Source organism: Pseudomonas paraglycinae (genome assembly GCF_021601625.1).
Lineage (GTDB): Bacteria > Pseudomonadota > Gammaproteobacteria > Pseudomonadales > Pseudomonadaceae > Aquipseudomonas > Aquipseudomonas paraglycinae.
Genome location: NZ_BQHR01000011.1, coordinates 227,141 through 242,998, shown reverse-complemented (window position 1 = coordinate 242,998; position 15,858 = coordinate 227,141). Strand labels below are relative to the sequence as shown.

General features: G+C 62.8%; 5 protein-coding genes. 2 read left to right on the top strand and 3 right to left on the bottom strand.

Annotation, left to right across the window (positions count from 1 at the left end; translation table 11 throughout):
- Positions 1-317 precede the first annotated feature (317 nt).
- Together L6D82_RS18360 and L6D82_RS18355 are read left to right on the top strand one after the other, a co-directional pair.
- Positions 318-1,427: a substrate-binding domain-containing protein gene (locus L6D82_RS18360; RefSeq protein WP_085745440.1), complete on the top strand. Its 1,110-nt coding sequence runs from the start codon at positions 318-320 to the stop codon at positions 1,425-1,427.
- 190 nt (positions 1,428-1,617) lie between these two features.
- Entirely contained in the window at positions 1,618-14,130 is a 12,513-nt protein-coding gene (locus tag L6D82_RS18355) for a filamentous haemagglutinin family protein (protein WP_236190810.1), read from the top strand.
- Positions 14,131-14,178: 48 nt separating this feature from the next.
- Here the strand turns inward: L6D82_RS18355 and L6D82_RS18350 are convergent, their stop codons facing one another.
- The 3 genes from L6D82_RS18350 to L6D82_RS18340 form a co-directional block, all read right to left on the bottom strand.
- The gene (locus tag L6D82_RS18350) at positions 14,179-14,520 is read right to left on the bottom strand and encodes a type II toxin-antitoxin system RelE/ParE family toxin (RefSeq protein ID WP_236190852.1); all 342 of its coding nucleotides are present in this window, start codon (positions 14,518-14,520) and stop codon (positions 14,179-14,181) included.
- Positions 14,453-14,647: a type II toxin-antitoxin system RelB family antitoxin gene (relB, locus tag L6D82_RS18345; RefSeq protein ID WP_236190807.1), complete on the bottom strand. Its 195-nt coding sequence runs from the start codon at positions 14,645-14,647 to the stop codon at positions 14,453-14,455. Before relB ends, L6D82_RS18350 begins: the two co-directional genes overlap by 68 nt.
- Positions 14,648-14,900: 253 nt before the next feature.
- Positions 14,901-15,848, bottom strand: coding sequence for a SphA family protein (locus tag L6D82_RS18340; protein WP_236190804.1), 948 nt, complete (start codon positions 15,846-15,848; stop codon positions 14,901-14,903).
- Between the last annotated feature and the right edge of the window lie 10 nt (positions 15,849-15,858).

Here is a 15,858-nt window from a genome sequence, read left to right as displayed (position 1 = left end):
TCACCCGAGCGCCAAAAACAGCATCCTCGGGTTCTCCTTTCTGTCATCTGCAACGGCCCTTCAAGGGCTGTGGCCGATTCCCTCGAAAAGCTTGCCGCAGACACTCCGCACGCCCCCCGGAACACCCGAGAAAATCCCTCGAAAATCAGCCTGCACCTCCCGAGGTTTTTTCCTTTATCTGTCACCGGAAACTGCGAATTTCTCAGTGCGACTTAACCACGGACCCCGCTTGCGAAGGTCGGCGGTGAGTCCTCCCAGTGTCATGCAAGTCCCCTGAAAACCTGTGTTCACAACCAACGTTGAAAAGGAGATTCTTCATGTTCAAGCGCACTCTGATCGCAGCTTCCCTGACCGTCGCTGCCCTGGCTTCCGCCCAGGCCATGGCTGCCAACGTAACCGGTGGTGGCGCGACTCTGCCTGCCGCTCTGTACAAAGGTTCTGCCAACAGCATCTTGCCAGCCAACTTCAGCTACCTGGGTACCGGTAGCGGCACCGGCAAGACCGCTTTCCTGACCAACAACTCGGCACTGTTCAACACCACCGGTTCGGTTCACTTCGCCGGTAGCGACTCGATCCTCAGCGCTTCGGAAATCAGCACCTACAACACCAACTTCGGCGCTTCGTACGGCCCGCTGATCCAGCTGCCTTCGGTGGCCACTTCGGTTGCCATTCCGTACAAAAAATCCGGTCAGACCGCTCTGAACCTGACCAGCGCTCAGCTGTGCGACGCCTTCTCCGGCGCCAAAACTACTTGGGGTGATCTGCTGGGCACTTCCGACACCACGCCGATCCGCGTTGTTTATCGCAACGTTTCCAGCGGCACCACGGAAATCCTGACCCGTCACCTGAACTCGATCTGCCCGACCAAGTTCGCCACCAACTCCACCTTCGCCAGCGCTCGTCTGCCAGCCGGTTCGACCCTGCCTTCGACCTGGGTAGGCGTTGCCGGTACTGCTGACGTGGCCACTCAAGTCAACGCCGTTGACGGCTCCATCGGTTACGTTGGTCCGGACGGTGTGAACGCCGCCAGCAACGCCGTGGTTGCTCGCGTCAACGGCGTACAGCCAACCACCGCCAACGTTTCGCTGGCACTGGGTTCGGCGACTCTGCCAACCGCGCCTTCGAACCCTGCCCAGTGGGTACCGGTCGTTCCTAACCCAGCCAGCGGTTACCCGATCGTGGCTTACACCAACTTCATCTTCGGCCAGTGCTACAAGGACGCCACCGTGGCCGCTGATGTCAAAGCTTTCCTGACCACCCACTACAGCAACCCGGGCAACAACGCTGCCACCATCGCTCACAGCTTCACTCCGGTTCCAACCAACTGGAAAGCGGCTGTGACTGCCAACTTCGTCACCAACACCTCGGGCAACAACCTGGACATCAACAACGCCAGCGTCTGCAACGCTGTCGGCCGTCCTTTGTAAGCCTCGCTTCACGGCAATGAAATGGCAGCAGCCTTCGGGCTGCTGCCATTTTTTTTGGCCGATCTACACCTCGTTCATGAAGTTTGTGTGACATCCGTTCGGTCGCGGCCCCCGCCAACCGCCTATGTCGTAACAGCAGGGGCAAGCCGACCTGCGGCCTCATGTGGCAAACAAAAAGGATCTCGTAGTGATGCTCGCTCGCCCATCCCGTCGCAGTACCCGTGTTCAGCCTCAGCAGCGCATGGACGCCGATCCGGCGCTGTGGTTGCTCAAGCCCCTGGCGCAGGCGATTGCCTTGTGTCTGGTGGCAGGCAGTGCCGAGGCGGCGACTGCGTTCAGTTCGGGATGGTTCGCCGCCAAGGGCGCGGCGCAACAGGCTGCCGCAGCGCGCCCGAGCGTGGGCGGATTGCCGGGGATGACGCCACCGCTGGCGCAGCAGCAAAAGGCCAACCAGCAGTTGCAGCGCTCGATTCAGACCCTGAACAACACGGTGGCCGCGATTGCGGCGCAACAGGCGGCGCAGGCGGCCGGTCGTGCGGCGGCGCTGGGCACGGTGCAGTTTGTGCCTGATGGTCTGGGCGAGGGCGGTCTGAAGGTCGATAACAGCCTCACGCAAGGTTGGCAGAACGCCAAGGGCCCGCAGCAGACTCAGGTTGATGGCAAGACCACGGTGAAGATCGAGCAGACCGCCGACAAGGCGATCCTCAATTGGGAGACCTTCAACGTCGGGCGCAACACCACGGTCGATTTCGTCCAGCAGTCGAACTGGGCGGTGCTCAACCGGGTCAACGATCCGAATGCGCGGGCCAGCCAGATTCAGGGCCAGATCAAGGGTGACGGCACGGTGATGCTGATCAACCGCAACGGCATCGTGTTCAGCGGCACCAGTCAGGTCAACGTGCGCAACCTGGTGGCGGCGGCGGCCAACATCACTGACATTCAGTTCCGCGACCGCGGCCTGTATTTCGACAGCACCGGCAGCCAGCCGACGTTCACCGAGGCGGCCGGCAAAGTGCTGGTGGAGCGCGGCGCGTCCATCGAGACCGCGCGGCCGGCCAAATCGACCGATGCCGGCGGCTATGCCTTGCTGCTCGGCAGCGAAGTGCAGAACGACGGCAGCATCAACACTGGCAAGGGCCAGACCGTGCTCGGCGCGGGGGATCGCTTTTACATCCGCAAAGGCTCGGGCACTGAAGGCAATGGTTTCTCGACGACGTTCGGCAACGAAGTCACGCCGGGCTTCAAGACCGGCAGCGCTGCCGGCAAGGTCAGCAACAACGGCCTGATTCAGGCCGCGACCGGCGACATCACCCTGACCGGCCATGAGGTCGTGCAAAACGGCGTGTTGCTGGCCAGCACCTCGGTCGCCACTCGCGGCACGATTCATTTGCTCAATCCGGCCACCGACACCCAGGGCAGCGTGACGCTGGGGCAGGGCAGCGCGACGGCGATCCTGCTCGACAGCAGCGATCTGACCGCCCTCGACAGTCAGCATCAGGCGGCGCTGACCGGCGTTACACCGAACAACCGGATTCGCAGCGATCAGTCGCGCATTGATATCCAGAGCGGCGGCAGCGTCGAGTTCCAGAACGGTTCGATCACCCTGGCCACGGGCGGCCAGGTTGCAGTGGCGGCGCAGCGTCGCAGTCTGGTGCGTGACGGCGCATTGATCGATGTCTCCGGTGCCATCGGCGTGAAAGTCGCGATGGAATCCAACAGCATCAAGATCAACGTCCAGGGCAACGAGCAGCGCGATGCTTCGGTCAATCGCGACAAGGGTGCGCTCAACAGCAATGACATCTGGGTCGATGTGCGCGAACTGGTTTACGTCCCGGCCGGCACCAACGGCTACGCCACGGATCGCTGGTACACCGCTGGTGGTCTGCTGGAGGTCGGCGGTTACCTCGGCACCCAGGGCCACAGCATCGGCGAGTGGATGGCTCAGGGCGGCATGGTCAGTTTTGCCGGCAATGACGTGGTGACCGAGAAGGGCTCGCTGATCAACCTGTCCGGCGGCACGCTGGATGTACAAAGCGGCGAGATTCGCCAGAGCTGGCTGCGCGGGGCCGACGGGCGCCTGTATGAGGTCTCAAAGGCACCGGGCGATCTGCTCTACACCGGGCTGTACAAAGGCTTTGAAGACAGCAGTGAACGCTGGGGTCAGACGAGTTATTACTACAACCCGTTGATTGCGCCGTCCAGTCGTCGGGAGTCGGGCTACACCGTGGGACGCGATGCCGGGCAACTGGTGATCGGCACCCGCAACGCTGTGCTCAAAGGGCAAATGCTTGGCGAGGTTTATCAGGGCGAGCGCCAGATCCAGGCACCGCGTGCCGTACTCGATGGCTATGCGCAGCGTCAGACGGCGCTGGCGCGGCGCGGGCAGTTGATTGTCGGCAGTTATGACCCGGCGTACGTGGCGGCTTCCGGTGGTTTGCTCTACGGCCTCAACCCATTGTTCGATCAGGTGCAGGTCGGCGGCGAACGTCCGCTGGCCGGCGATGATCGGGAGCTGACCGGCGCCGTATCCGATGCGCGCAGCGGCAAGCTGTTTCTTGATGCCGGGCAACTCAGTGACTGGCAACTGGGCACGCTGAAAGTGGCGGCCAAGGAACGGATCAATGTCCAAGGTGCCGTCACCGTCGACAATGGCGGCGACATCACCCTTTACGGGCCGGACGTGCAGGTCAACGCAAACCTGACCGCGCGTGGCGGCAGCCTGCATCTGGGCAATGTGCTCAATCAGCTCAACACCGATCGCCTCACCGACACCCGACTCGTCGCGCCGACCGGCAAGGCTACCCGCGTGAGCGTGGCTGAAGGGGCACAACTGGACACTCGCGGTCTGTGGAGCAACCTGCGCACCAACCCGGACGATACCGCCAGCCTGGCGTATCTGGATGGTGGCGTGGTGTCGATTCGCAGCAGCGGTGACATCGAGATCGGTGTCGGCAGCCTGCTGGACGTGTCTTCCGGCGGGGCGATTCTGACCAATGGCAAGACGCGCGGCGGCAAGGGCGGTGACGTGACGCTGGAGGCCGGCGCCTTGACCGCGTCGGGTGACAGTCATCTGACTCTGGACGGCCAGCTGCGGGGTTACGGTGTGTCTGGCGGCGGCCGTTTGTTTCTGCAGACCGGCGATGTGCTGATCGGCCAGACCGATAAGCGTCAGGCCGACTCTGTGTTGCAGCTGACGCCGACGCTGTTTGAAAAAGGCTTCTCGACCTACAACCTGATTGGCCTGAACCGGATGGAAGTGACGGATAACACCGTCATTGATGTGTCGATGCCGGTCTATCGCTTCAGCGAGGCGGCCGCCAATCAGGTCAGCGGTGCCGCACCGCAGCAGGCACTGGAGTTGTGGACGCCGCCGCTCTATCAGGAAAATCCGACCAAGGCCCAACTGACGCGGCGTGCCGGTGCCAGCCTGACGCTACAGGCCGGTACCAGCGAAGTCAGGTTGCTCGATCCTGCACACACGACCCTGAGCCTCGGCCAGGGCTCGCGCATCAGCGTCGACCCCGGGCAGAGCATCAACTTGCGCGGCGCGGGACAGATCACCCTCAATGGCGAACTGAATGCCTGGGGTGGCACCCTCGATATTCGCCAGCAACAGTTCGGTTCGAACGACGTCGCCGACAACTCACAACTGGCTGACAACGCAGCGCACAACCGCTCGATCTGGATCGGCGAACACGCGGTGCTGGATGTGGCTGGCCGCGCGGCCACGGCGGTGGATGCGCTGGGTCGTACTTACGGGCTGGTGGGCAAGGGCGGCACGATCATCGTCGGCGGTGAAATCGATGCGAAAAAAGCCACGGCGACATCGGCCGATGCCTATGTGATCGTGCGTGAGGGCGCACGACTGGACGCGTCCGGTGCTCAAGCCACGCTGGATATCGCCGGGCAGGGCCCCACGCCGATAGCCACCGATGGTGGACGAATCAGCCTCAGCTCCTATAACGGACTGTTCATCGATGGCAGCCTGCGTGCAGTCGCCGGTGGTGCGGGCGCAGCCGGCGGGCGTCTGGACATTGCACTGGAGACGCCGCTCTACGACCTCAACCTCGCCGCCAATGAAGTGCGTGCCGCCAGGGAAATCATCCTTGGACAGGACGCAGGCAAGTCCCAGCTGCCGCAGGATCTGCAACCCGGTGCCGCTGCTTCAGCCTTGCAATACGGTCGTGCCCGCCTGGGCGCCAATCAGTTGATGGCCGGCGGTTTCGACAACCTGAGCCTGCTGAGCAATGGTTTGCTGTCGTTCGACGGCGATGTCGATCTGCACAGCCGCCAGAGCCTGAGCCTGTATGCCGGCGCGTTGGCGTTGGCCGACGGCGCCAGAGAGACTGCGCGGATCAATCTGTCAGCGCCGTATCTGCGGTTGTCGGGGACCGGCAAATACTTCGACGCGCCGGGTTATCTGCGCCCGCGAGTCATGAACACTCCGACGACCCATGTGGCACCCGCCACGTTCAACGCCACGGCGGACCTGCTGGATCTGGGCAACAGCCTGTCGTTCGGCACGGCGGGGAAGATTGCGTTACTCAACGGTGCGGCAATCGAGGTCAGTCGGCGCGGCTTTGATCAGGTGACTTTGCACAGCCGGGGGGATCTGCGCTTTCTGGCTCCGACCGGGTACACCACTAAAACGGAGTTGTGGACGCCTGGGGACCTGAACCTGCAGGCCGCGCAAATCTATCCGGCCAGTGATGTCACTGCCGAGGTGCGGGTCGGTTATCAGAGCGTGCACCCGGGCGCCGACCCGGCGCGCACCTTGCGCATCACCCGCGCCGGGAGCGCTCCGGCCGCCGTGCCTTACTCGGTGTTTGGCGACTTGACGCTGGCTGCCGGGCACATTGAGCAGGGCGGCGTTATTCGTGCGCCGCTGGGCATGATCCGCCTGGGCGACGAGACCGTGGTCAACACCCATGACCTGCATTTGTTGCCGGGCAGTGTGACGTCGGTCAGCGCGGACGGACTGGTCATGCCCTATGGCGGCACCACCGACGGCATCGACTATCGATACGCTGGCAAATCGGTTGTGCTCAAGGGGATTACCGCAGAAACCGCCGGTGTAACGCTGACCTCGCGGTACGTCGATGTGCAGCAGGGAGCATTGATCGATTTGTCTGGCGGCGGCGACCTGCGAGGGGCCGGGTTTGTGTCCGGGCGGGGCGGCTCTACCGATGCACGCTTCAATCCGCTGGTGCGCAATGCCACCGACGGTACGTTCAGCTTGCCAGGCCTGGCCAGCAATCCGGTGTACGCCATCGTGCCCGGCAATCAGAGCACCTACGCGCCGATGCTCGCCGAAGCGGGAGCGGTTGATCCGCGCATCGGCCAGCAAATCACCCTCGGCGCCGGCGTGCCGGGGCTGGCGGCAGGCACCTATACGCTGCTGCCCTCGACGTTCGCCTTGTTGCCGGGGGCGTTCCGGGTCGAGGTCAACGGCCAGGCCGCAGCGGGTGTCACGCCTGGCGCGTTGCCTTTGCGCAATGGTTCATGGACCAGCTCGGGGTTGATGTCGATCGCCAACACCGGGCTGCGTGACAACCTGGCCAGCCAGGTCATCCTGACCTCGGCCGATGTCGTGCGCCGTTATTCGCAGTACAACGAAACCGGTTTTACTCAATTCGTCCGCAGTGACGCTGCACGGCGTGGCGTGCCACGGGCGTTGGCGCCGATGGATGGCAAGTCGCTGAATCTGTACTTGATGTCGGGCGCCGAGCAGGGTATTGCGCTGGATTTCGCCGGACAGGTGTTGTTCAAACCGGCCACTGGCGGCGTGGTCGGGACGGCGGTGGTGAGGGGCGCGCGGGATGTGGAACTGCTCGGCGACGGGCATCGGCGTACCGAGGGTTTCAGCGGCGTGTCGCTGTATGCCGACAGCCTCAACAGATTGGGTGCAGGCCGTCTGACCATCGGCGCGCAACCGGCGATCGATTACAACACGGCGGGCAATATCGTTTCGTTCATCGGTGATACATCGAATATCACCCTGCGTGAGGGCGCCATGCTGTCTGCGCCTGAAGTGCTGCTGCGTACCACCAGTACCCGTGGCAGCATCACGCTCGAAGCCGGTTCGGGGATCAACACTCTGGGGCGCGGCGACGCACCGTACGATTCATCCGCAGGCTTTATCTATGCTCCGGGCACGGCAGGTCTGCTGGTGGTCTCGAACGGTTGGACCAACGTGCTCGCGCCGTCGTTGTCGACCCCTACCTCCGGCGCGGGGGATATTCGCATCGGCAACTGCCCGACGAACGCCTGCACCAACCCGACGCTGCTTTACTCCAATGGCAGCATCACGGCCGCCACAGACAAACAGTTCGAGCTCGACGAAACGGTACGCTTCGGTACTCGCCATCTGACGCTGGCGGTGGGGACGATCAATGCCGGCAGTGCCGAGGCCTTGAGTGCCGCCGGCAGTCGTGTGCCGACCGGCCTGACCCTGAACCAGAACGTGCTCGACCGGCTGTTGCGCGGTGATACGCAGTTTGGCGCTCCGGCCCTGGAGACCTTGAGCCTGACCAGTCGCGATGCCTTCAATTTCTATGGCAGTGTCAGCCTCGACACGCTGGATCGGCAGACCGGCGTCAGCAAACTGCAGAATCTGATACTCAGCACACCGGCCATTTATGGCTTGGGCCAAGCCGCAGACGTTGCGAGCATCCGCACTGCGAATCTGGTCTGGAACGGCGCCACGCAAGCGCCCGCTGCTGTCATCTCTGGCGGCGCCGGCACCGGTCAGGGCACACTCGACATTCAGGCCCAGCGCATCGAATTCGGCTACGGCCCCAACCCGCAGGCCAGTGGACTGGAGCAGAACGATCGCCTGGTGCTGGGCTTTGCCAACGTCAATCTGACCGCCAGCGACCGCATCACCGCCAACCACAAAGGCAGCCTTGCGGTGTATCAGGCGCAAGGCGCATTCGACCCGGTCGGGGGTTATGCCTACAGCGGCGGCAACCTCAACCTGCGCACCCCGTTGCTGACGGGGGAGGCGGCCTCGGTGAACCTGCTCAAGGCCGGTAACAACCTGACTCTCACGGGCGCCGGTACCCCAGCGGCGGCCAATGTCCTGGGCGCGGAACTGACGCTCGATGCGCGTAATGTCACGCTCGACAGTCGCATTGCTCTGGCCAGCGGCAAACTGGTGATCAAATCGGCAGAAGACCTGACCCTGAACAGTGGCGCCTACCTGGATATGGCCGGGCGTACCCTGGCGTTCAACGATGTGAACAAGTACAGCTGGGGCGGTGATGTGGCGCTGTACAGCAGCCACGGCAATATCCGTCAGCTCGCGGGCTCAAGCATCGACCTGTCGGCGCAGAACAATCAGGCCGGCAATCTCAGCGCCATCGCCTTGGCCAGCGATGCCGGGATGGTCGATCTGCAGGGCCAGATCCTCGGCGCCAGCAGCGGCAGTTATGACGCGGGTGGCACATGGGTGCCGTACAAGGCCGGTGGCGTGGACATCCGCGCGCAACACTTGAATGGTGATCCGAGCCAGCAATTTGCGGCCCTTAACCAGCGCTTGAACGCAGGGCAGGTTTTTGGCAGCCGCAGCCTGCAACTCAAGCAGGGCGATCTGTTGATCGGCGACGGGCTCAAGGCCGGTGAGGTCAATGTCTCGGTGGACAACGGTAGCCTGACCGTCGCGGGCCTTGTCGACGCGAGTGGTTCAAGGGTCGGCTCGATTCGTCTGTCGGCGAAGAACGGCCTGACGGTGACTGGCAGCGCCGTGCTCGACGCCCATGGCCGTGTGCTGCGGGTCGACAGCTACGGAAAAATCATCGATGCACCGAACCGGGCGATGGTCGAGCTCAACTCCGGCGCCGGAACGCTGACGCTGGGCTCCGGCGCACGGATCGATCTGCGCCACGGCACCGACGCTGCACCGGGGCCATTGCCCGGGCAGTCCGATGGATTGCCGCGCGGTACGCTGGAGTTGAACGCACCACGTCTGGCCGGCGGCGACATCGCCATCGACGCCAGCGGCGCACTGAACATTCAGGGCGCCCGTTCGATCGGGCTCAATGCCACGCGCCGTTACAGCGATGCCAGCGACGGTGCAGACCCGGCGGCCAGCGGACGTCCGTATCAGGTGATCGATCAGGCCTACCTTGACCACATTCATGGCGACAACACGGCGTTCATCGATGCCGCGTTGCTCAACAGCAACCTGCTGCAGAACAAACTGGCCGGCCTGAACAATGCGTCCTATGCCGATGCCTTCCATCTGCGACCGGGTGTCGAGATCGTCAGCAAAACCGCCGACGGCGATCTGGTGGTGCAGGGCGATGTGGATCTGTCCGGTTACCGCTATGCCAGTCTCAATCCGCATACGCAGAAAACCGCAGCCTATGGCTCTGGCGAGTCTGGCAGCCTGGTGATTCGCGCCGGCGGCAATCTCGATATCCACGGCAGCCTCAACGACGGTTTTGCACCGCCACCCGAGACGGTCGACGATGCGGGCTGGAAACTGTTGCCGGGGATTCAGCCGTTCGGCGGTGATCTGGTAGTGCCGGGTGCAGGCGTCACACTGGCGGAGGGCACGCTGTTCCCGGCGGGCGTCACGCTGAACTACGACGTGCCGCTGCAAGCGACGACCCTGGCCGCTGGCACATTGTTGCCAACCGAAGCGACCTTGGCCGCGCCGTACACGCTGGGCGCCGGTACGGTACTGGCAGGCGCGGTTCACGATGCCTCGGGCCAGTTGATTTTTGCCGCTGGAACGCTGCTGACCGACAACGTCACATTGCCGGCCGGCAGCCGCCTTGGCGCGGGTATTCGCTTGAATGACGTCACGTCTGTCAAAGCGATTCGCTGGCCTAAAGGCGTGCCGTTGCCGGGGAGCGTCGAAGCCGGTACCAACGCGATCAAAGGCGTGCGCTTGAGTGGATCGCTGGCATTGCTGCGCGGTTCTTTGATTCCGTCGATGACCGACGTGGTGCTGACCGATGGGACGGCCTTTATCGAGTTGCGGCCATTGAACGGCAACCAGCAGGGGCGCAACTGGGCCGTTGCCAGCCTGTTACCGGCCGGCAGCGCGTCCTGGTCGATGCGGGTGGTGGCGGGGGCCGATTTGGGTGCCGCTGATACGCGTGCGATCAAGCCGGTTTCCAGCGACGGCAATCTGCGTCTGGCCGACACTCATTACGGGCTCAAAGTCACTGAAAAGGCACCAACCCTGGTCTGGGGTGAAGGCAACCTGGGTGGCTTCACCCCGGGCGAACCAGTGCCTGACGAGCTCAAGGAATGGTGCGACTGGGCACCGAACTCCTGCGTTTCTGCACCGCGATGGACGTGGGCACCGGACAACTGGATGGGCATGCCCCCGGGGTCACCGATAAGCGATGACGACGTGCTTGCCTGGTGTGGGTCTTTCCCTGAGCTGTGCGTGGAAAACAAACCGGGCATCACCGTCAGGACCCGCACACAGATGTTCAGCGTACTGCGTACCGGTACCGGGGATCTGGACGTGCTCGCCGCCGGTGATCTGAGCATGGACTCACCGTTCGGCGTCTATACCGCCGGCACCCAATCCGAAGAGATCGATCCGCGCTTCAACCAGCCGCGCGGACGTCTGTCGGACAACGGTTCGGTGCTGGGCAGTGCCGGCAGCGATTACGAGCGGTGGGTCACAGGCAACGACAGTCTGTATCAGGCCTGGTACCCGCAAATGGGCGGCAACCTGACCATCAACGCCGGTGGTTCGATTTCGGGGGATGTGCTGGGTCGGCGTGGCCCTTCGGCAACCCTGGAAACACCTGAGCAAGTGCCCAGTGTGGCGGTGGGCAACTGGCTCTGGCGTCAGGGGACCGGCAACAGCGATGTGCCGACGGCGTGGTGGATCAACTTCGGCAGTTATGCGACTCAGCCGTTGCCGGATCAAGGCGTCGATACCGGGCCGTTCCTGGTTGGCTTCACCGGTTTCGGCACGTTGGGTGGCGGCAACATCAGCCTGCGCGCAGGTGCCGATGGGGGCATGGTCAAGGCGTTGGGCGAAAACGCCAACACCAATCTTTACCCCCGTGGCCAAGGCTTGATCGTGGCGGTCGGGAGTACCGGGCGCGTCGGCGACGATGGACGGCTGCAATTGACCGGTGGCGGTGACATGGACATCCGCATCGGCGGTTCGCTCAATCCGTCGTTGCAGGCCCGGGCCGGCAACATTGGCGTGGGAGTCCCCCGACACGACCTGCAAGGCGCTCTGATCAACCTGCGCGGCGCGGCCCGACTGACTGGCGGGGCGCTGGGTGGAATCAATCTGCAGTACGGCGCAGCCTCCTATGTGCAGGACCCACGCGAAGTCCGACCGTTTGACCCGTTCACATCCACCGCTGGCAGTGCCTCCGGCGGCCTGGTCTTGATCCCTGGCGACTCTGGCATGAGCCTCAATACCCGCGGCGACCTGGTGCTGGGTGGTGCGGCGGACCCGGGCCGGGTTCGGTTGCAGAACTCGACGCCGTTCACCACCGCTGACGGTGTCGTGCATGACGGGGGCGGATTGAGTGGTTTCTCGCTATGGACCGATCACACGGCTATCGATCTGTTTTCGGCTGGAGGCAACCTGACGCCAAGCACACAGCTGGGCGAGGTTGACGGGCAGGGCCCCATGATCGGGCGAAACACATCTCCCACCGATGGGCGCTTCGTATATCCGTCGATCCTGCGTGCGGTGGCGGCCCAGGGCTCGATTTATGCCGGGCCGTCGGCGACCTACATGCAAGGCAGCGGATTTTTGCCGGCCACAGCGTACTCCTTGTTGCTGGCGCCCTCGAAGGCCGGGCAACTGGAGCTCCTGGCGCAGGATTCGATCTATGCCGGTGGCTACGCAATCAATCAGTCGGGCGCCAGTCCGTCGGCCATCGCTACGCCATTCACACCGGCCTTCAATGGCTACGGTAACAACACATCGAAAACGCCGATCATGACCAACCGTGGCAGTGATGGGGTTTCACCCGATAAAAACTTGCGATATCCGCTGTTTGCTTTCGGTGCCAACAGTTACTCGGGTTTGAGTGAGGTGCAGGCGCCCGCACGGTTCTATGCTTTGACCGGTGATCTGGTGGGGGTGCGCAGTGGTGAAACACTGACGTTCAGCCTCTCCAAACGTACCTGGTACGAGGCGGCCAGCCCTGTCTGGATGCTGGCAGGGCGAGACATCGTGGCTTCCGGTACCTTTCTCGGGCAACCGACCACGGCGCCCAACGGCGAGATGGGGTTACCGAATACAGAGGGTGTCGCCTCGACCGGCAATCTGTTCGTGCACAACAATTCACGGGATATTTCCCGGGTCTCGGCAGGGCGCGACATCCTCTACAGCAGCTTCGACATCGCCGGCCCGGGTGTGCTGGACATCAAGGCAGGGCGCAACATCCTGATGGAGGACCGTGCCAGCATTACCAGCATCGGACCGATTCTGGCGGGGGACAACCGCCCCGGCGCCAGCCTGGTGATGCAGGCCGGTACGGGCGTACAGGGAGCGGATTATTCGCGGTTCATCGCCCGTTACCTGAACCCGCAGAACCTCGCGGACCCGAACGCATCCCTCAACGGGCAACCGGGCAAAGTGGTCAAGACTTACCTCGATGAACTGCAGAGCTGGCTGACCCTTGGCTATGGCTTCAGCGGCAACGCCGAACAGGCGCAAGCCTTCTTCGCTGCACTGCCGAGTACCGAGCAGGCGATCTTCGCCCGTCAGGTGTATTTCGCCGAGCTGCGTGCTGGTGGCCTGGAATACAACGATGTCGACGGCCCGCGCAAAGGCAGTTATCTGCGTGGTCGCAACGCCATTGCTTCACTGTTCCCGACCGTCGATGTGGCCGGCAATCCGATCCGCTATGACGGCGATATCACGATGTACGGCGGCGCAGGGGTCAAGACGCTGTTCGGTGGTGACATCCAGATGCTCACCCCGGGCGGTGGTCAGGTGTTCGGTATCGAGGGCGCGGCGCCGCCGTCCACAGCGGGGATCATCACCCAGGGTTCGGGCAACATTCAGCTCTATTCCCAGGGCAGCATTCTGCTGGGGCAGAGCCGGATCATGACCACGTTTGGCGGCTCGATCCTTGGATGGTCCGCCGAGGGCGACATCAACGCCGGTCGCGGTTCGAAAACCACCGTGGTCTACACCCCGCCCAAACGCGTGTACGACACCTGGGGCAACGTGACCCTGTCGCCATCGGTGCCGAGCACCGGCGCAGGTATCGCCACGCTCAACCCGATTGCCGAAGTGGCACCGGGGGACATCGACCTGATCGCGCCGCTGGGCACCATCGATGCGGGCGAGGCGGGCATTCGCGTCTCGGGCAACGTCAACATCGCCGCGCTGACGGTGGTCAACGCCGCCAACATTTCGGTGCAGGGCAAGGCGACCGGCGTGCCGGTGGTGTCGGCGGTCAACACCGGGGCGATCACCTCCGCCAGTTCCGCCGCGTCGTCGGCGACCCAGGCGGCGGAAGACGTTGCCCGTCAGCAACAGGCCGCGTCGCGCCAGAACCAGGCTTCGGTGTTCACCGTGCAGGTACTGAGCTTCGGCAACGAACAACTGGCCCCGACCCGCGACGGCGCCAGCCGCGCACCGACGCCGGGCTACAACCCCAACAGCCCGGTGCAGGTGCTGGGCGCCGGAGCGCTGGATGAACAGGCGAAACAGCAGCTGACCGAAGAGGAGCGGGGACAGCTGACGTTGTAAAGGACTCTCGTGTAGTACGCTTCGGGCGGCCGTTTGGCCGCCCTTTTTTTATGTTGCTGAAGTTGAGGGGTATTTTTGTCGGGCGTGAAGCACCCTCAGTATTTTGATATGGCCATTCACTCGATAAACCAGCAGATAGTTCGGATGAATCACCATTTCGCGAGTGCCAGGTACTCGGCCGGGTCGGTAACCATAAGGTATTGATGAAAGTCGCTGTGCTGCTGCACCCACCTTGTTTCTTAGCGAAATTGAAGCGTTGGTGTTGTGTTGCTCGATGTATTTGAAGATATCAGCCAGTTGACGCGAGGACTTGCTGCTCCATTCAAGCAGCAGAGCGGCGCTTCCTGTGCATCTCTTCCAGTATCTGGTCGAGCATTGCCATAACTTCATCATGGGGAATGCCAGGACTTGGATCATCAAGTGCATCCTGTACCTCCGCACGAAACCAGCGATCGTAGCTCTCTGCCTCTTCTTCGGATTCGAAGTCAGCGTAAAACGGGGAATGCAATATGCTCATAGTGATCTCCGTGATCAATTTCAGCAGTTTAAGGGGGAATGGCCCATTGTCGTCACTGGCAGACGATGCGCCCCATGAGCCCTTGAGGAACCATGAGGTAGCGGGACCCAGTATCTGCAAGTCCCCCTTTCAAATCTGCCGGACGTTTCCCATCGTTGTCCGGCAATCTCGACCGCCGCTGTAGGCCTATTCCTCCCCTCTGTTTTTCAGGTTTCCAGCCTACAAATCCGCGCGCACCTTCCTACAAATGCACTCAGAACGCATACGGAATACTCACCTTCGCCCACAACATTTCCCCCTCTGGCCGGTTCTCCACGTCGAATTCTTTGGCCCAGCGGATCTCGACGCTGGCGTACTTGAGGAAGGTGAAGTGCAGCGCCGGGCCGATGGCGAAGACCTTGCCGCGTACGCCGTCATCAACGTCCTGGCCGGCGAACTGCACGGTGTGGCCGAACTGTTTGTCGTCGGTGGTCTGCTTGAGGTAGTAGCCGTTGATGCCGAGCATCAGGTCGTCGGTGATCTTGTAGCTGGCCGAGTAATCGAAGTGGAAGATCTGCCCGGATTTGTAGTCGGTGTCCTTGTTCTTCTCGTTGAAGCTGTAGGTGGTTTTCATCGACACCTCGGTGCGCTCGGTTGGCAGCCAGGTGAAGGAAAACAGCGGCTTGTAGGTGTAGAAGTTGTTACTGGTGTTGGCCAGCCGATCGACGCTGTATTCGCCGGTGGGCACGGTGATTTCCACGGCGGCGCCGAGGGTCAGGTCCTTGCCCATGTCCCACAGGATGATCGGCGCGATGGTGGTATCGCCCATGCCTTCGCGGGTGTCGCTCAGGCCGAACACCGAGACTTCCTGCTTGAGCCACGGCTGGGCGATGTAACCGGCCAGTCGTCCGCCGAAAATCCGCACCGGGCTAAGGTAGTCGAGACGCGGGATGACGGCGGTGGATTCGATCTCGACATTCGGCACCTTGCCGCCGAGCGAACTGATGTTGAGCTTTCGTGACTTGTAGTGGTTGTAGTAGAGGTTGAAGGCGACCATGTTCTCCGGAAGGCTGTCGACTTCCAGCGGCAGCATGAAGAAGCCGTCGGTGCCGGGGCCGATGTTGTCGACGCCGGCTTCGGTGGCCAGCGCCGGCAGGGTCGCGGCGCAGCCGAGCAGGCTCAGCGCCAGTCGCACAGGGAATGTCGCGCGGTTCGGGGTCATGTCCGTCCTC